Source organism: Haloarchaeobius caseinilyticus, assembly GCF_051207395.1.
Classification (GTDB): Archaea; Halobacteriota; Halobacteria; order Halobacteriales; family Natrialbaceae; genus Haloarchaeobius.
The window spans coordinates 138,523-154,213 of the sequence record NZ_JBPJZC010000003.1; the positions used below are offsets into that span (position 1 = coordinate 138,523).

The 15,691-nt window shown below is 64.0% G+C and carries 17 protein-coding genes; 7 read left to right on the plus strand and 10 right to left on the minus strand.

Annotation, left to right across the window (positions count from 1 at the left end; genetic code table 11):
• Nucleotides 1–274: 274 nt before the first annotated feature.
• Nucleotides 275–2,746, minus strand: coding sequence for a heavy metal translocating P-type ATPase (locus tag ACSC1P_RS13375; protein WP_435360686.1), 2,472 nt, complete (start codon nt 2,744–2,746; stop codon nt 275–277).
• 223 nt (nt 2,747–2,969) lie between these two features.
• Between ACSC1P_RS13375 and ACSC1P_RS13380 the strand changes: the two genes are divergently transcribed.
• On the plus strand, nt 2,970–3,680 hold the full coding sequence (locus ACSC1P_RS13380; RefSeq protein WP_435360687.1) for a J domain-containing protein: 711 nt from the start codon (nt 2,970–2,972) through the stop codon (nt 3,678–3,680).
• Between the two features lie 44 nt (nt 3,681–3,724).
• On the opposite strand, the gene ACSC1P_RS13385 is transcribed toward ACSC1P_RS13380, so the two are convergent.
• The 5 genes from ACSC1P_RS13385 to ACSC1P_RS13405 form a co-directional block, all read right to left on the minus strand.
• Complete coding sequence (locus ACSC1P_RS13385; protein ID WP_435360688.1) at nt 3,725–4,336, minus strand: toll/interleukin-1 receptor domain-containing protein; 612 nt, start codon at nt 4,334–4,336, stop codon at nt 3,725–3,727.
• Between the two features lie 32 nt (nt 4,337–4,368).
• Nucleotides 4,369–4,857: an HNH endonuclease gene (locus tag ACSC1P_RS13390; protein WP_435360689.1), complete on the minus strand. Its 489-nt coding sequence runs from the start codon at nt 4,855–4,857 to the stop codon at nt 4,369–4,371.
• Nucleotides 4,858–4,945: 88 nt separating this feature from the next.
• Nucleotides 4,946–5,593 carry a triose-phosphate isomerase gene (tpiA, locus tag ACSC1P_RS13395; RefSeq protein ID WP_435360690.1) on the minus strand — a complete coding sequence of 216 codons (648 nt, stop codon included), beginning with the start codon at nt 5,591–5,593 and terminating at the stop codon, nt 4,946–4,948.
• A 70-nt stretch (nt 5,594–5,663) separates the two neighbouring features.
• Entirely contained in the window at nt 5,664–6,062 is a 399-nt protein-coding gene (locus ACSC1P_RS13400) for a YlbF/YmcA family competence regulator (RefSeq protein ID WP_435360691.1), read from the minus strand.
• A 108-nt stretch (nt 6,063–6,170) separates the two neighbouring features.
• On the minus strand, nt 6,171–6,887 hold the full coding sequence (locus ACSC1P_RS13405) for a helix-turn-helix domain-containing protein (RefSeq protein ID WP_435360692.1): 717 nt from the start codon (nt 6,885–6,887) through the stop codon (nt 6,171–6,173).
• Nucleotides 6,888–7,105: 218 nt separating this feature from the next.
• Between ACSC1P_RS13405 and ACSC1P_RS13410 the strand changes: the two genes are divergently transcribed.
• The 3 genes from ACSC1P_RS13410 to dph2 all read left to right on the plus strand — a co-directional run bounded on the left by ACSC1P_RS13410 (nt 7,106) and on the right by dph2 (nt 10,477).
• Entirely contained in the window at nt 7,106–8,677 is a 1,572-nt protein-coding gene (locus tag ACSC1P_RS13410) for a Na+/H+ antiporter NhaC family protein (protein ID WP_435360693.1), read from the plus strand.
• Nucleotides 8,678–8,860: 183 nt separating this feature from the next.
• Nucleotides 8,861–9,367 carry a hypothetical protein gene (locus ACSC1P_RS13415; protein ID WP_435360694.1) on the plus strand — a complete coding sequence of 169 codons (507 nt, stop codon included), beginning with the start codon at nt 8,861–8,863 and terminating at the stop codon, nt 9,365–9,367.
• Between the two features lie 72 nt (nt 9,368–9,439).
• Complete coding sequence (dph2, locus tag ACSC1P_RS13420; RefSeq protein WP_435360695.1) at nt 9,440–10,477, plus strand: diphthamide biosynthesis enzyme Dph2; 1,038 nt, start codon at nt 9,440–9,442, stop codon at nt 10,475–10,477.
• A 46-nt stretch (nt 10,478–10,523) separates the two neighbouring features.
• Here dph2 and ACSC1P_RS13425 read toward each other — a convergent pair whose 3' ends face one another.
• Complete coding sequence (locus ACSC1P_RS13425) at nt 10,524–11,543, minus strand: hypothetical protein (protein ID WP_435360696.1); 1,020 nt, start codon at nt 11,541–11,543, stop codon at nt 10,524–10,526.
• Between the two features lie 101 nt (nt 11,544–11,644).
• Here ACSC1P_RS13425 and ACSC1P_RS13430 point away from each other — a divergent pair, with 101 nt between their 5' ends.
• The gene (locus ACSC1P_RS13430; RefSeq protein WP_435360697.1) at nt 11,645–11,929 is read left to right on the plus strand and encodes a DNA-directed RNA polymerase subunit L; all 285 of its coding nucleotides are present in this window, start codon (nt 11,645–11,647) and stop codon (nt 11,927–11,929) included.
• Nucleotides 11,930–11,955: 26 nt separating this feature from the next.
• Here ACSC1P_RS13430 and ACSC1P_RS13435 read toward each other — a convergent pair whose 3' ends face one another.
• The 3 genes from ACSC1P_RS13435 to hisF form a co-directional block, all read right to left on the minus strand.
• Nucleotides 11,956–12,738 (minus strand): hypothetical protein, encoded by a 783-nt coding sequence (locus ACSC1P_RS13435; RefSeq protein ID WP_435360698.1) that lies wholly within the window; start codon nt 12,736–12,738, stop codon nt 11,956–11,958.
• Between the two features lie 65 nt (nt 12,739–12,803).
• Complete coding sequence (locus tag ACSC1P_RS13440) at nt 12,804–13,442, minus strand: spore germination YkwD domain-containing protein (RefSeq protein WP_435360699.1); 639 nt, start codon at nt 13,440–13,442, stop codon at nt 12,804–12,806.
• Between the two features lie 302 nt (nt 13,443–13,744).
• The gene (hisF, locus tag ACSC1P_RS13445) at nt 13,745–14,560 is read right to left on the minus strand and encodes an imidazole glycerol phosphate synthase subunit HisF (RefSeq protein ID WP_435360700.1); all 816 of its coding nucleotides are present in this window, start codon (nt 14,558–14,560) and stop codon (nt 13,745–13,747) included.
• 92 nt (nt 14,561–14,652) lie between these two features.
• On the opposite strand from hisF, the gene ACSC1P_RS13450 reads away from it, so the two are divergent.
• On the plus strand, nt 14,653–14,850 hold the full coding sequence (locus tag ACSC1P_RS13450; protein ID WP_435360701.1) for a DUF7550 family protein: 198 nt from the start codon (nt 14,653–14,655) through the stop codon (nt 14,848–14,850).
• A gap of 106 nt (nt 14,851–14,956) precedes the next feature.
• Nucleotides 14,957–15,442, plus strand: coding sequence for a hypothetical protein (locus ACSC1P_RS13455; protein WP_435360702.1), 486 nt, complete (start codon nt 14,957–14,959; stop codon nt 15,440–15,442).
• Nucleotides 15,443–15,691 lie beyond the last annotated feature (249 nt).

Sequence of the window (15,691 nt, forward strand, 5' to 3'; positions counted from 1 at the left end):
ATTCTGTGGGAGAAGCAGCTACTGGTTCTGGTTAGATGATGGTTGCTGATTCTGGTCGGAACGAATACCTCTCGAATGCTGGTGTACATGACCGCCACCGCAAAACACCGCAGCCACAGCCTCCCCATCCGATTCCTCACTCCACTCACTTCGCTCGTTTCATTCGTCATCCCTCGCGCGACTTCAACAGCAGCCACTCGCTTCGCTCGGGCATGCTGTCAGCGCGCGCCAGGTGGTTCGTGTCGAAATTGACGAAAAACATCGAGTCAGTGACTTACGCCTCGACTTCGTCGGGCGCGACCCGCGAGAGCCGCATCGCGTTGCCCGTCACGGCCGTCGTCATGCCCACGTCGCCCGCGAGGACGACGAACCAGAGCGGGATGGAGAGGACGGGGATGAGGACCGCGAGCGTGGCCTTCGCGCCGAGGCTGCCCCAAACGTTCTGGCGGATGACCCCGTTCGTCTTTCGCGAGAGGTCGACGAGGTAGGCGAGGCGGGAGATGTCGTCGGTCATGAGCGCGATGTCGGCCGTCTCGATGGCCGTGTCGCTCCCGGCCGCGCCCATGGCGATGCCCACGTCGGCGGTGGCGAGCGCGGGTGCGTCGTTGATACCGTCGCCGACCATGGCGACCCGCCCCCGAGACTTCAGCTCCTCGACAGCTTCGGTCTTGTCCTCGGGGAGCAGGCCGGCGCGGTAGTCGTCGATGCCGAGTTCGTCGGCGACGGCTTTCGCCGTGCCCTCGTTGTCGCCGGTGAGCATCACCACGTCGAGGCCGCGCTCTTTGAGGGCGGCGACGGTCGCCTTCGCGTCCTCGCGCACCGTGTCGCTGACGGCGATGATGCCTTCGAGGTGGTCCTCGGTGCCGACGAGGACGACCGTCTTGCCTTGGGCTTGGAGCGACGGGATGGTGTCTTCGACGAGGTCGAGACAGCCAGCCTCCTGGCACTGCTGGCGGACCTCCGGTCGGCTGACACTGCCGTCGGTCGTCAGGTGGACGTGCTGGAGGTCGAAGCCGAGGCTGGCGAACAGGTCCGGCTTGCCGGCGTAGTGCGGCACGTCGGAGAGTCGAGCCTTCACGCCCTCACCGGTGAGGCTCTGGAAGTCGTCGACTTCGTGTTCTTCGACACCGGCCGCGTCGGCCCGGGCGACGATGGCGTCACCGATGGGGTGCTCGGAACGGATCTCGAGGCCACGAGCACAGCGCAGCACGTCCTCTTCGCTGTTCCCGTTCAGCGGCACCACGTCGGTGACGCTCAGGTCGCCGCGGGTTAGCGTCCCGGTCTTGTCGAAGGCGACCACGTCGACCTCACCCATCGCCTCCAGCCGGTCGCCGCCTTTGACCAATACGCCGCGCTTGGCCGCGCTGGTCACCGCGGAGACGACACTGACCGGCGTCGAAATGACGAACGCACAGGGGCAGGCGATGACGAGCAGTTTGATGCCGTTTCGCGTCCAGAAAATCCAGTCACCGGCGAGCAGCAGCGGTGGGACGAGCGTGACCAGAATCGCGATACCCGTCACGAGCGGCGTGTAGTACTGTGCGAAGCGCTCGACGAAGCGTTCGCGTTCGGTCTTGTTCGACTGCGCGTCGGTCACGAGGTCGACGATGCGCGCCAGCGTCGACTCGCCGGCGGGCGCGGTCGTCTCGACCTCGATATAGCCCTGTTCGTTGACCGTCCCGGCATAGACTTCGTCGCCGCGGGACTTGTCGACCGGGACGGACTCCCCGGTGATGGGAGCCTGATTCACCGCGGTCTCGCCGTCGCGGACCAGTCCGTCGACCGGAATCTTCGACCCCGGCTGGACGAGGACGACCTCACCGACGCGGACTTCGTCGGCTGGAATCTCGACTTCCTCGCCGTCGCGGCGGACGACCGCCGTGTCGGGCGCGAGGTCGAGTAGTTCGTCGAGGGACTGGCGGGCACGCTGGACCGAGAACTTCTCCAGCAACTCGGCGACGTTGAACAGGAACGCCAGCGACGCCGCTTCGATGAGCAGGTTCTCCTCGGGGACGAAGACGGTGAGGCCCACAGACGCGAGGATGGCCGCGCTCATCAGGAAGTCGATGTCGAGCGAACGGTTTCGCACCGAGTAGTAGCCGTTTCGCAGGATGACCTGCCCGCCGGCGGCGATAGCCCCGAACAGCAGGAGGTCCGAGAGTTGGTACGTCTGGCCGAGTGCGCTACCGAGGTCGGGATTCGGAATCGGCGCGAACCAGACGAGGAGGGCGAGACCGACGAACGCACCGGAGAGAATCGTCTTCACTCCGCGTGGGCTTCGCCAAATCGCGTCTTCCGCCTCGGCTTCGTCGTCGACCACGTCGTACCCGGCCGACTCGACGGCGGCCGCGATTGCGTCGCGGTCCGTCTGGTCCGGGTCGTAGCCGACGACGAGCGTCCCAGTGGTCGGCCGCGGGTCGATGCTGGCCACGCCTGCGACCTGTGAGACGGCAGACTCGACCTTCCCCGCACAGGATGGACAGTCCATGTCGGGCACGTCGAGCCGAATCGTCTCGGCGGCGTCTTCGACCGACTGGCTGCCACTCGTCGCCTCGTCTGCATCACAGCCACACGAATCGCCACACTCCGCAGATTCTTCCACAGGGTCGTACCCGACGCTCTCGTCGCTGTGGTCGTGACCACCATCTCCGGTGTGGCTGTGATCTGCGCCACCACCGGTATCTGCGTCGGTACCGCATGGCTCGTCGCCACACGACCCGTCGTCGCAGTCGAACTCGTCGCTCATTACCTGGGAGTAGTCCTCCGAGAGTTATTAATTCGGCTGCTACGAGACGGTCTCTGGATAATTGCCATTCACAAATTTTCCGCGCTCGATTATTAACCCTCGACTGTGACCCGCGCAGTAATCGACGGCAGACCCACGCCAGCGACGCTCCTGACGGTGTTCAGAAGACTTCGTTCGGACGACACTCAAGACTAATATATGATGAAACAGAAAGATTGTATCGATGGCAGTGGTCGAACGACACGCCTGCGACGGGTGCGACCGGCAGTATTCGCTGTCGAATCTGTCGGCCGTCACCATGCCGGGCGGCACACAGTCGGTCTGCTGTCCCGAGTGCCGACGCTACGCGGAGTCCGTCGCCGACACTGGCGACGACATCGCGTCACGTCGACGGGAGTGTGACGGCTGTACCGACCGCTTCGTGGTCGCCGACCTCGAAGAAGTCGTCCTCTCGGACGGGACACGTGTCTTCTGTTGCCCCAACTGCGCACAACACGCACCCGGCCGCGACGCAGATTCGTCGACCACGACGACGACCGACCACCGCGACCAGACGAGTGAAGACGAACAAGAGGAGACCGCCGAAGTGGCCGAGAAAGAGCCCTCGGCAGCGACCCAACGCAAGAACCTCTGTCAGCAGTGTACCGACTGGTACTCCATCGAACTGTACCGCGTCGTCACGCTCGACGGTCGCACCGAGAAATTCTGTCCCGACTGCACCGACGACGCGAAAGACGACGGCATCATCAAAGGCGTCCTGATGCGACGCGCCGAAGCGTACGAGGTACTCGAAATCACACACGTCGAAGACGAAGCCGCACTCCGCGACGCCTACATCTCTCGCGTGAAGGAAGTCCATCCCGACCGACAGGGTGGTAGTCGCACCGCGTTCAAAGAGGTCCAGCGGGCGTACGAGCGGTTACAGGAGGAGTAGTCGCGTTTTCTCAGGGTGCCACGTCACCGCTCGCCGTCTCACCGTCACCGCTCACCGTCTTCTCGTTTCACGTACCCGAGCGTCGCCGGGTTGAACAGGTAGCGTGACCCGCAGTCGGGACACGATGCCGCGAGTGGCTGATTGTGCTTGTACTGCTGCCAGAGTGACTTCTGTGTCTGTTCGATGTCGAGGGTGACCGGGTGGTCACAGTCGGCGAAGTTACACGGGAACTGGACGAACCAGTTCGGCGACGAGAGCGTCCCCAGCGGGGCCAGCACCGCGCGAATGCGACAGAGTAGGTTGAACACCGTCACTTCGGTCTCGTCGGGCTGAAATTCGACGCCTTCGACGCGGTCGATGTAGCCTGGAGGGTCGATACCCGCTTCGTACAGCGGGAGAACGGGGATACCTTTCGCCGTCGCGTAGCCTATCTCCTGTTGCACCCAGTGACTCTCCATCGCGGCCTCGGTGAGGACGCAGACGACCACGTCGCTGTTCGCCAGTCGGCCCTTGAGGTCGCCTCTGGTCCGCCCGGGTTCGACCTCGTCGAGTGCGACGTGGACGCCCACCGGCAGGTTTCGGACGGTCGTGAAGACCTCCGACACCGCCTCGACGTCCGCGGACGCGTGGGAGACGAAGACCTGCGCGTCAGTCATACGCGTACTCTCTCGGGAAGGGGTCAAAACGCTTACCTCCGTGCGTGGACCGCGTCGTGGCAGACCGGACAGAGAGTCAACAGGTTGTGCGGGTGGCGGTGACCGCCAGCGTCGAGCGGGACGACCGGGTGTAAGTGGAGTCGGTCGCCGACGACGCGGCGTTCGTCGACGCCACAGCAGCGACACCGATAGTCGTCTCGGTCGAGGACGGCGTCACGGTCGACCGGCAAGACTGCCGCACCACACCGGCGAAAATTCTTGTCGTGGTCGTCCAGTCGGTCGGCACAGCGGTCACAGAGGCGGGCGGTCGCCGGGCCGGCAGTTTCTCCGGAGAGTAGTTCCCGCGCGACGACGGACCGCGACGCGACGCTCTCGGTGTCTCGACCGCAGTTCCGGCAACCGGACGTGCTGGCGTACTCGACGTGGCCCTCGTTCTGGGTGAGCGACAGTCCGGCGATGACCTGCTTCGCTGCAGTGACGTTCCGCAGCGTTCGCTCGCGGACGGCCTCTCGATGGCTCATTGTTCGGCGTTCTCAGCGAACGGTATTAAATATTTTCAGAAAATTGCTGCATAAATCTTTGGACCAGTGGGTCGTTTGTAATCCTGGCCTACACCAGCGGTGAGACGAGGTCTTCGAGCGCGGCTTTCGGGTCGTCGGCCTTGGCGACGCCAGAGGCCAGCAGGACACCGGTCGAACCGAGGTCGCCCGCGGCGTCCAAGTCGTCACCGGTCGAGATGCCTGCACCACAGAGTACGTCGACGCTCTCGTCGACCGCGGCGGCCGCCTCGACCGCGCCCGTAACGATGTCCGGGTCGGCCTGACTCACGGGCGTTCCGGTGCCGATGAGTTCCGGCGGCTCGACTGCCACGCCGTCGGGGCCGAGGGCGGCGGCCGCACCGATTTGGCGCGGGTTGTTGGCACAGACGATGGTTTCGAGGTCGACGCGCTCGGCCGCGCGGAGCGAGCCGTCGATGTTGGCCAACTTCAGCCGGTTCTCCGAGTGGTTGAGCAGTGTCCCCGTCGCGCCCGCCGCGGCCGCGGCCTCTGCGAGGGTGCTGCCGGTGTAGCTGCCGTGCTCGTTCGGGCTGACGTGTTGCGCCCACGTCTCGACGCCCGTGTCTGCCACGCGCTCGAGGTGTGCGGCCTGCGGTGCGATGGCGATTCGGACGCCAGTGTCGTCGCTGACGGCTTTCGCGGCGGTCGCGACTTCGACCGGGTCACACGGATACGCCTTCAGGTTGACGAGTACGAACATACACCAGACGCCACGAGCGTCGGTAAAATAGCTACCTGTTCCACCAGCGTTTGCTGGGGTCGAACGGGGTTCAGTCGTTACAGCAACCGGACGCCTCGTCGGCGAAGTCGAGACCGAGTTCGTCCGACAGCACGTCGTTGACCGCTTCGAGGCGGGCGTCGAGTCGGTTCTGCGCATCGAGGTACTCCGCCATCGCTGGGATGTCGTGCAGTTCCTGCTGGGTCTCCTGGAGGTTCTGCAGGTCTTCCTGATTCGCCTGGCCGGTCTGGCGCGCGAGCATGAACTCCTGGCGCACCGACTCGAACTCCTCTATCTTCTCCTGTGCCTCGTCGGACTCCTCGACGGCCTGCTGTGCCTCGGCGAAGCGCTCGTACTCGGGCAGTTCGCGCAGTGCCGCACCGAGTTCGCGTGCTTTCTCGTCGACTGCAGCGTCGTCCGCGGCGGCGTCCGGACTCGTTTCGATGCTCATGTCCCGTACTTGGTGCGGGCAGGTTTCAAGGCTACGGAAGCGCGCGCGGTCGTGCGCCTGCCGCGTCGAACCGCATTTCTCGGAGACGCGTCCGGTCACGTCGCCGCGTCACCGCACGCTCGTCAGGAGTTTCGCTTCGGCCTTTCGCAGATGTTCGGTCACAGTCGCTTTCGAGATGTCGAGTTCGGTCGCGAGTTCCTGCAAGGAGACGCCACGTGGCCACTCGTAGTAGCCACGTGAGCGCGCGAGTTCGAACACCTCGCGCTGGCGCTTCGAGAGCAATTGGAGCGACGGTCCGGTGGTGTCGCCGACGGACTGGACCGTCGAAATACGCTGTATCTCGATGTCTGCGCCCTTTCGCTCACAGACAATGTCGATGCGGTCGCGGACCGCGTCTCGGTCACAGTGGACGATGACCGGCCAGTACTCGTAGCCTTCGTGGATGCGGACCGGGCCGTCGTGGATGAAGCCGCTGGAGGTAAGCGCGGACTCGATACTGTTCTCCTGCAGATACTCGACGAAGATATCTCGGGTCACGTTACCAGGATCGAACCCGTCGGGATGATGCTGGAGGCCACCTGGGAGTTCCAGCACCGACCCGGTCAGCTTCGAGTCGCGCACCGCCGCGACGATGTCGTCGACTGCGGCCGTGGTGTCCGCGTAGGCGGTGAAGAGGCCCTTTATCTTCCCGTCCTCGACGGGGAACGCGCCGTGGTTGAGAAGTCCTCCGTCGGCGTCCGCCGTGACTCGCAGCGACCAGCAGTCCGGATGGCGAACCTTGAGCGTGAGGCGAAGGAGTTCGTCGTCGGCGCGCTGCTGGGTCATTGCCTCTTCTCGGACGCCCGACCCCTAAAAAGTCGTCTTCTGTCGCGACGAAATGTCGGCGGGAAATGTTCGAATGTAATAAATTCTACCCCCTATCATGCGAGGTCCCACACCTTCCTGCCACCATCGTCCACCCTTTACCAGAGTCAGCTATGACCACAGCTAACGAGACGGTTTACAGACAATTTTGCCCAACGGGTAGCCGAGGTGCCGAATAGATGGAGGGAGAGACAGTCGGCCTCATCAGTCTCCTTCCGGCACTGCTCGCCATCTTGCTGACGCTCGTGACGCGCCAAGCCCTCTTGTCGCTGTTCGCTGGCGTCTGGATGGGCGCGACCATCCTCGTCGGCTGGAACCCCATCGCGGGAGCGGCCCGGGCACTCGAGTTCGTCATCACGAACGTCACCGAACCGTTCAACGCGACGATGTTGCTCTTTACGTTCCTCATCGGCGCGATGCTCGGGATGATCTTCCTCTCGGGTGGCATGAACGCGCTCGCCGACCGCATCGTCTCGATGGTCGACAACCGGCGGCAGGCCCAAGCCGGGACCGCCGGTCTGGGCATGCTCATCTTCTTCGACTCCTACGCCAGCACGATGATTACGGGGTCGGTCATGCGACCGGTCACCGACCGCTTCGACATCAGCCGTGAGAAACTGGCGTACATCCTCGACTCGACGACCGCACCGATGGCGAGTATCGCCGTCATCTCGACGTGGCTCGGGTTCGAACTCGGACTCATCGAACAGCAGTTCAGCGAACTCGGCGTCCAACAGGAACCGTTCGTCGTGTTCCTCCAGTCCATCCCGTACCGCTTCTACAGTATCATCGCGCTCGTCCTCGTGTTCGCCGTCGTCCTCGGCGACTGGAACATCGGCCCGATGAAGAAGGCAGAGGAGCGCGCGAGGAACGAAGGCAAACTCGTTCGTGACGACGCCAACCCGATGATGGAGACGCAGGCGAGCGACGTGGAGACGCCGGACCACGTCGACGCCGAGTGGTGGTTCTTCGTCGCACCCATCCTCGCCGTCGTCGCCACAACCGTGTTCAGCCTGTTCTACACGGGCGGCATCATGGACGGAACTGCCCCGACCGAGGCCCTGTCGAACGCAGCCACCGGGAAGTCGCTGCTCTGGGCGTCGATGGCCGGCTGTGGCACCATCCTGTACATCCTCGTCGTCCACGCTCGCATCGACCTCAGCGACGTGAGTGACTCCATCTTCGAGGGGTTCAAGATGGTGATGTTCCCCGTCGCCATCCTCTCGCTCGCGTGGTCGATGGGCGCGGTCAGTTCCGCACTCGGCGTCGGCCCGTACGTCGTGAGCGTCGCCGAAGGCGTCATCACGCCGGGCATCCTGCCCGCGGTGGTGTTCTTCAGCGCTGCGCTCATCAGCTTCTCCATCGGGACCTCGTGGGGGACGATGTCCATCCTGTTCCCCGTCGCGGTCCCGCTGGCGTTCGAACTCGGTTCGCCACTGGCGGCGGCAATCGGGGCCATCCTCACCGGGTCGCTGTTCGGTGACCACTGTTCGCCCATCAGTGACACGACGGTACTCTCCAGCATGTTCGCTGCGAGTGACCACGTCGACCACGTGAACACGCAGGTTCCCTACGCCCTCGTCGCGGCCGGGGTCGCGACGGCCGCGTTCCTCGTCGCCGGGATGACCGGATTCGGGGCCATCGCCACGCTCGTCGTCGGCATCCTCGTCGCGGTCGGCATCGTCTACACGCTGGCCGAACACGTCGAGCGTGAGGTCGGCGTCGACGTGAGCGAAATGATGGGCGACTAACTGCTTCTCCCGACTTGTTTTCGATACCCGAACAGGTTGGGTAATTGACGTAGCGCTCCGGAGACTCGGTATATCAGCACTTTCGGCCGATTCAATGGCCGCTTGAACGTTCTAAACGGTCGGTGAACGGCGTTTGAACAGAGATTCCCTTTGATATAGGTGTCGGCTGTGGTTGAATATACGATGTTAGCGCGTGATTCGACCGTCCTCGTCGTGGCTGCCGACGAGTTGACGCGGCGACGCTGTGGTGACTGGTTGGTTGACGGTGACTACTCCGTCGTCGAGACGGGCGTCTTCGACGAGGCACTCGCCACAGCCAAGCACGCCGCCGTCGCGCTCGTCGCTGGGAACGTTCCCGGCACGACTCACGAGGGACTCGTCGAGACGCTCCGACGACACGGTGGCGATTGCGCCGTCGTCTCTATCGGCTCGGGCGGCGGCCCCGGCCTCGCGTGCGACGCCGAACTCGATTCGCCGGTCCGCCGTGGAGACCTCGTCGACACGGTCGACCGACTCGTCTCGCGGGCGACCTACGTCGACCGACTCGACGCGCTGCTGGCGACCGCCCGGCGTGCCGCCGTGGTCGACCCGGAGCGTGCCGAGCGCCTGCACTCCGAGACGCGCGACATGCAGCGCGACTTCGACACCGACGACTTCGAGGCCGTCTTCCGCGCTATCGACCCGTCGTAACGCCTGTTTCTGCTTCGCACGCTCGTCCGCGAACCGTCGAAGTTAACCGTCTCCTCCGGATAACTCGGTGCAATGAGTAACGAGTCGTACTCCGAGGGTGACCTCCGAAACACTGGGATGTCCCTCAAGCACGACCGCGAGTGGGACTACGAGATGGACCGAATCGTCGAGGCCGTCGACGAGCGCGACGCGACCAAGGTCGGTCTCCAGTTCCCCGAGGGACTGAAACGCCGCGGCCCGCGAGTCGCCGACGACCTCCGTGAACTCCTGCCTGACGAGGTGACCGTCCTCATCTCCGGTCAGCCGTGTTACGGTGCCTGCGACCTCGACACCTTCCTGATGCGCCGAACCGACGTGTTCGTCCACTTCGGCCACTCACCGATGAAGGAGTCGGACAAGATCATCTACGTGCCGCTGTTCTCCAACGTCGAGGTCGAGCCCATCATGGTGCAGGCCGTCGAGGAAGAACTGGAGACCGGCGACGTGGGCCTCGTCACGACCGCCCAACACATGAACCGCTTCGAGGAGATGCGCGAGTGGCTCGAAGACCGCGACTTCGACGTCCACACCCGCAAAGGCGACGACCGCCTCACGCACGAAGGGCAGGTCCTCGGCTGCAACTACGCCTCGGCGGACATCGACGCCGACCAGATTCTCTACGTCGGCGGTGGCAAGTTCCACCCGCTCGGCCTCGCGATGGAACACCCCGACAAGAAAGTCGTCATCGCCGACCCCGTGAACAACGTCGTCACCGTGGCCGACACGGAGAAGTTCATGAAGCAGCGCTACGGCGCGGTCCACCGCGCGATGGACGCCGAGAAGTTCGGCGTCATCTTCTGTACGAAAATCGGACAGGGGCGCTGGGAAATCGCCGAGGAAATCGTCGACAACAACGACAACGCCTACCTCATCACGATGGACGAGGTCACGCCGGACCGCCTGCGCAACTTCAACATGGACGCCTTCGTCAACACCGGCTGTCCGCGCATCACGACCGACGACGGCCCGCAGTTCCACAAGCCGATGCTCACCCCGCAGGAGTACAAAATCGCCATCGGCGAGGAACCGCTCGAAGACCTCGCGTTCGACACGTTCCACGGGACGTGGTGAACGGGCGGTAGCCAACGGTTCTGCAGTCTCCGTTTCTACGCCGCTTCTACGCGTCTTCAGTTGCTGTCTCCGTCTCGCTCTCCAGTTCGTTCGCCGTGATTTCGTAGGTCTGACCCTCGTATCGGACGTACTCGGCGTCGTGGACGCCGAACGCTGGATGCGTCCCGTTCTGCTCCACCAGTCGGACGGTGTCGACGCCAGACTCGAACGCGGACAGCGTATCTCGCAGATACTCGAATCGGAGTACCTGTTCCGTGATGAACTGTCGCGGGTCCGGCGCGCTGTCGACGCGACGAACACGATACTCGGCCAATCGGCCCTGATAGTTGTCTGGGTGCGACCGTTCGACGGTCACGACGCTGCCATCACGGGTCGAGCCAGTGACTCGACTGGACGGACGAAGTTCGATTGCTGGCCCGTCGATGGTGAACTGGGCGGCGAGACCGACGCTGGTCTCCTCGTAATCGGTCCCCTCGAACCACCCCGAGTTAGTGAAGGCGTACTCACCGCCGCCGAGACCGGCGAGTGAGACGGACTCCTGTCCCTTTTGCGTTCGCCGCGTGGTCACGTCGCCGTCCCCGAGTGAGACCGTCCACGTGTGTGACTCGCCCGAGGGAACGTACATTAGTGGTTCTGGGACAGTCCACGGGGTAACGTGGTACCACCGCTCGTCGACCCGTTTCTCCAACCCCCAGCCGTAGAAGTTGGTTGCGAACGACGCGTCCGTCTCGTTGTGGAGCGTGAACTCGACCTCGTCTGTCGGGTGCGAGACGGTCTCTTTCGACGCCGACAGAACGAGCGGTTCGTCGGCCATCACGGGCCAGCAAACGACCCGGGCGTCGTCGCCAGCGGCGGCCGGACAATCGGTCTGGTCGACCGGGACGCCGACCTCTGGTGGGTCAGCGGTACCGGTGCCAGTCGTCGTCGACTGGGCGGGGGTGGTCCCATCCGAGGTCGTTTGTGAATGCGTCGTCGAACTCGTAGAACTACTCGAACCGGGGTCGTCGCTGGCGAGACAGCCACCGAGACCGAGGGCGACCGTAGAGAGGAGGGCACGGCGTTTCATACGCCCCACCTGTCCTGAATTCGGTAAAAGTCTTCTGTCAGTTCGACCAGCCGCGCCCGAGTTCCGAAACCTGTAAACGCCGTCACCGACCACGCATGGACATGGAACTCACCGTCACGGAGAACCTCGAACAGGAACTCCACGTCGAGATCGCTGGCGAGGACCACACGTTCATGAACGTCCTCAAGGGCGCGCTGCTTGAGACGGACGGCGTCGCCGCCGCGACGTACGACATGAACCCGGAGCAGTCCGGTGGGCAGACAGAGCCGATTCTCACCGTCAAGACCGAAGACGGCGTCGACCCCATCGACGCACTGGAGAAGGGCGCAGACCGCGTCATGGAGAAGACGAGCGCGTTCAACGACGCGTTCCAGAACGCAGCGTAAAGTCGGCTTTTCTCGACGTTTTCGCGTCAGCAGAGTACGTGTGAGACGTAGAGCCGTCCGTCCGGCCCGACGTACACGTCGACCGCGTACGACGACTCGGCGCTCAGTACTTCGGCTCGCGCGTTCGGAGTTTCGAGCAACGTCGTCGCGATTGCGTCGGCCAGCACAGTGGCGTTCTCGTAGTCGTCGATTCGAGCGCCGGGATTCCCGTCGATGCTCCCGAACCGGGCCACACGTGTTCCTCGGGAACAGTCGTACTCGAAGTCCCGCAACTGTCCATCGACGGAGCCCTGTCCAGTGTCGGCGACCACGCGACGGCGCGTGTCGAACGAGGCCATCGCCTGTATCGTCTCGTCGGTCCCGAGCGTCGAGTTACCTTGCGCTTGCCGGAACGTGTTCACCTGCGCTCGGACGTCGTCTTCGACCGCGGCGAGGTCGATGCCGTTCGCCGTCGTCCCGTTGCCGGGCGCGCCGGTCACCGCCGGGCCGTCGTTCCACGGCAGCGGGATGACGCCAGTCACGAACAGGGCCGCGACGAGGAGCATGACCACGATGACCGGCGCGAACGGTTTCGCCACTTCGAGCCAGCTCGTCCCGGCCAGTTCCGCGTCCATCTCGGCGTAGTCCGGTTTCCGCTTGGCCAAGTCCATGTTGCCACAGCGGACACAGGGCGGGTTGTTCCGGGCTGCCTGCTTGCCGCACTCGGTGCAGACCCAGACGAAGCCGGTGTACTCGCCGTGCTCGTGGCCGCACTCGTCGCACGGGGGCGAGGTCGACCGCGTGCCGCAATTATCGCACTCCCACGCCATTTCGTGTACTCCTTCGGCTGTGGACGAAAGTAGTTGTCGCGCTGAGGAGGGTGGATGCCCGTTGTTCAGCAGACCGTGTGCACGACCCAGATGCTGCCGTCCGGGGCGACGTGGACGTCGACGCCGTAGCCCGATTGACTTCGGTCGAGGGCGTCTCGCATCGTCGGTTCGTCGACGACCATCCGGGCGATGTAGGTCGCGAGGTCGTCCTCCGATTCGAAGTCGTCGACGTTCGGTGCGAGGCTCGCTTCGGCTGGGTCATCGGACACCAACAATCGGACCGGGCCGCCACAGCCCGGCGAAAACTCGTCTCTCGACCCGTGGACCGTCCCACCATCGTACGCCGTGGTCACGCGGCGTTGGTTCTCGAACGTCGCGAGGTCGTCGAGCGTCGACCCCATCGAGAGCGCAGACAGGCCGTCTGTGGACCGCTGACGGTTGACCTCGTCGAGCACCTGTGATTCCACCGCTGCGAGGTCGAGGCCGTTCGCCTCGTCGGCGTGCCCCGGTGCGTCTGCGACGTATGGTCCCTGCATCATATCCATCAGCGGCGTCGGCATCGAGACACCGCCGAAGAGGAGGACACCGAGGACGGCGACGACAGCTACGCCCATCACTGCTGGCAGTTTCAACTCACCGAGACCCGGTCCCGAGAGCTCCGACTCGAAGTCCTGATAGTCGACGGGTCGCTTCTCGAATCCCATGCTACCACAGCGTGAACACGGGGGATTGTGCCGCGGTTGCTGTGTCTCACAGCCGCCGCACACCCACACGAACCGCTCGTATTCGCCCGAGTCGGACCCACACCCGTCACACGGTGGTGCCCGGCTCGTCGTTCCGCAGTCGGTACACTCCCACGTCATTTTCGACCATATCTCCCACCACCTGTTGAAAAACCTACTGGTCGGCCACCGGTACAATTCGTTGTGCTCGATGAACCGAGACTGGCGGTTCGGGGAGTCGCAAGTCTCGGTGCCCGCTCGACTGCTCCCGAGTGCGGTGAGTTCTAGCGCCGAACCGGCACGTCTCGCTCGTCGAGGTACGTCTTCACGTCCTCGATGGAGTACTCGTCGAAGTGGAAGATAGAGGCCGCGAGTCCCGCGTCTGCACCGGCCTCGGTGAACACCTCGTGCATGTCTTCCGGACCACCACAGCCCGACGAGGCGATGACTGGCGTGTCGACGGCGTCACAGACGGCCTTCGTCAGCGGAATGTCGTAGCCGTCCTTGGTCCCGTCGGCGTCGATGGAGTTGACGAACAGTTCGCCAGCGCCGCGCTCGGCCGCCTCTTCGGCCCAGTCGATGACGTCGCGACCGGTACCTTCGGAGCCGCCTTTGACCGTACACTCGAACCAGCACGACTCGTCGTCGACCGTGACGTAGTGTTCCCCTTCGTCGTCGTACCGGCGGCGGGCGTCGACCGAGATGACGATGCACTGGCTGCCGAAAGCGCGCGCGCCCTCGTTCACGAGGTCCGGGTTCGCCAGCGCGCCGGAGTTGATGGAGACTTTGTCCGCGCCCGCCCGGAGCGTCTCTTTGATGTCTTCCTTGGTGCGGATGCCCCCGCCGACGGTCAGCGGGATGAACACCTCGTCGGCCACGGCGCGCACCGTGTCGAGCATCGTCTCTCTGCCGTCCGACGACGCCGTGATGTCGAGGAAGACGAACTCGTCCGCGCCCGACTCGTTGTAGCGTCGGGCCATCTCGACCGGGTCGCCCGTGTACGCGAGGTCCTCGAAGTTGACCCCCGTGTACACCGCCGCGTTGCCGTCCTCGTCCAGGTCTACGTCGATGCAGGGGATGATTCGCTTCGTGAGCGGCATTCGATACCCACTCTTCGCACGTGGCTGGTTTCACGGTTTCGACGGGGGCCAGATTCGATACTTTCAGGTGTGCGCTGTCGGAAGTGGCTAGCATGAGCGACGACACCGACCACGCGGTAGACGAGCACGCTTCCGACCATGACGACCACCACGAACACCACGAGGGAGAGACAGAAGGTCGCGTCACCTCGCCGATGCAGGAGTTCACGATGGGACAGGTCGGGACTGGCTTCGTCGTGGCCCTCGTCGGCATCACCCTGACCTTCGTCGTCCCGCTGCTGCTGGTCTAATTCTGCCTGCCGACGCCCGAATTTCGACGGCGGCGAACACGACAATCGGTTTTTCACTCACGCAATCACTTTTCTCGGTCACTCGAGTGAGTCTGGCCTGTCCCCTATGCGTACCACCGTCGCCGCCATCGCTGCGGTCGTGCTCCTCGTCGCCCTCGTCGGCGGCGTAGTCACCCTCACTGGCCCCGATTCACCCTTCGACCGGAACGTCGTCTCCGAGCGCAACCCGTTTGCCCCTGACCGACCCGACACGCTGAACGAGTCGACCGCTGGCTCGTACGTCGTTCGGTACGAGGCACAGCGCCTGCACAACGACCTGCTCGCTGCACGTGACCAGCAACTCGACCAGCACGACGACGTCGAAGCAACCTGTGTCTACACGTCGGTCGAAGAGACCAACGATGACGCCTTCCGCGTCGAAATCGGCTGTCGAGGCGACATCGAAGACGTGCATCGCGTCTTCCAGTCCAAAGGCTTCGAGTACACGGTGACCTACCGGGTGACGAATAACTCGACCGAACAGGTCGCCATCGACGGCTACCCGTACGACCAACGCGACGAACTGGACTCGCCACCGAACTCGTCGACGTAGCCGGGGACTCAGTGTTTCGTCGACTACCGGTCAATCACTCTGGCGCGTGCTGGTGAGCGTGGCTGAACGAAGTGAAGCCAGCGAACTGTAGCCGCGCGAGGGATGAGGACCGCAGGCCGAAGGCCGAGGACCGCAATCGGTTGGGGTGGTAGTGACTGCGGTCACGTACACCAGCATTCGTGACCTACTCGCCAGCACTGACAGCCACGACGCAGCAACGACCCGCATTCGAACAAACTCCGTCCACCG

Excerpts from the sequence above, each read along its gene's own strand:
- dph2 (WP_435360695.1), top strand. The coding sequence starts at position 9,440 with ATGAGTAACGAGTCGTACTCCGAGGGTGACCTCCGAAACACTGGGATG.
- ACSC1P_RS13380 (WP_435360687.1), top strand. The coding sequence starts at position 2,970 with ATGGCAGTGGTCGAACGACACGCCTGCGACGGGTGCGACCGGCAGTAT.
- ACSC1P_RS13400 (WP_435360691.1), bottom strand. The coding sequence starts at position 6,062 with ATGAGCATCGAAACGAGTCCGGACGCCGCCGCGGACGACGCTGCAGTC.
- ACSC1P_RS13415 (WP_435360694.1), top strand. The coding sequence starts at position 8,861 with ATGTTAGCGCGTGATTCGACCGTCCTCGTCGTGGCTGCCGACGAGTTG.
- hisF (WP_435360700.1), bottom strand. The coding sequence starts at position 14,560 with ATGCCGCTCACGAAGCGAATCATCCCCTGCATCGACGTAGACCTGGAC.
- tpiA (WP_435360690.1), bottom strand. The coding sequence starts at position 5,593 with ATGTTCGTACTCGTCAACCTGAAGGCGTATCCGTGTGACCCGGTCGAA.
- ACSC1P_RS13455 (WP_435360702.1), top strand. The coding sequence starts at position 14,957 with ATGCGTACCACCGTCGCCGCCATCGCTGCGGTCGTGCTCCTCGTCGCC.
- ACSC1P_RS13430 (WP_435360697.1), top strand. The coding sequence starts at position 11,645 with ATGGAACTCACCGTCACGGAGAACCTCGAACAGGAACTCCACGTCGAG.
- ACSC1P_RS13405 (WP_435360692.1), bottom strand. The coding sequence starts at position 6,887 with ATGACCCAGCAGCGCGCCGACGACGAACTCCTTCGCCTCACGCTCAAG.
- ACSC1P_RS13450 (WP_435360701.1), top strand. The coding sequence starts at position 14,653 with ATGAGCGACGACACCGACCACGCGGTAGACGAGCACGCTTCCGACCAT.
- ACSC1P_RS13375 (WP_435360686.1), bottom strand. The coding sequence starts at position 2,746 with ATGAGCGACGAGTTCGACTGCGACGACGGGTCGTGTGGCGACGAGCCA.
- ACSC1P_RS13425 (WP_435360696.1), bottom strand. The coding sequence starts at position 11,543 with ATGAAACGCCGTGCCCTCCTCTCTACGGTCGCCCTCGGTCTCGGTGGC.
- ACSC1P_RS13410 (WP_435360693.1), top strand. The coding sequence starts at position 7,106 with ATGGAGGGAGAGACAGTCGGCCTCATCAGTCTCCTTCCGGCACTGCTC.
- ACSC1P_RS13385 (WP_435360688.1), bottom strand. The coding sequence starts at position 4,336 with ATGACTGACGCGCAGGTCTTCGTCTCCCACGCGTCCGCGGACGTCGAG.
- ACSC1P_RS13390 (WP_435360689.1), bottom strand. The coding sequence starts at position 4,857 with ATGAGCCATCGAGAGGCCGTCCGCGAGCGAACGCTGCGGAACGTCACT.
- ACSC1P_RS13440 (WP_435360699.1), bottom strand. The coding sequence starts at position 13,442 with ATGGGATTCGAGAAGCGACCCGTCGACTATCAGGACTTCGAGTCGGAG.
- ACSC1P_RS13435 (WP_435360698.1), bottom strand. The coding sequence starts at position 12,738 with ATGGCGTGGGAGTGCGATAATTGCGGCACGCGGTCGACCTCGCCCCCG.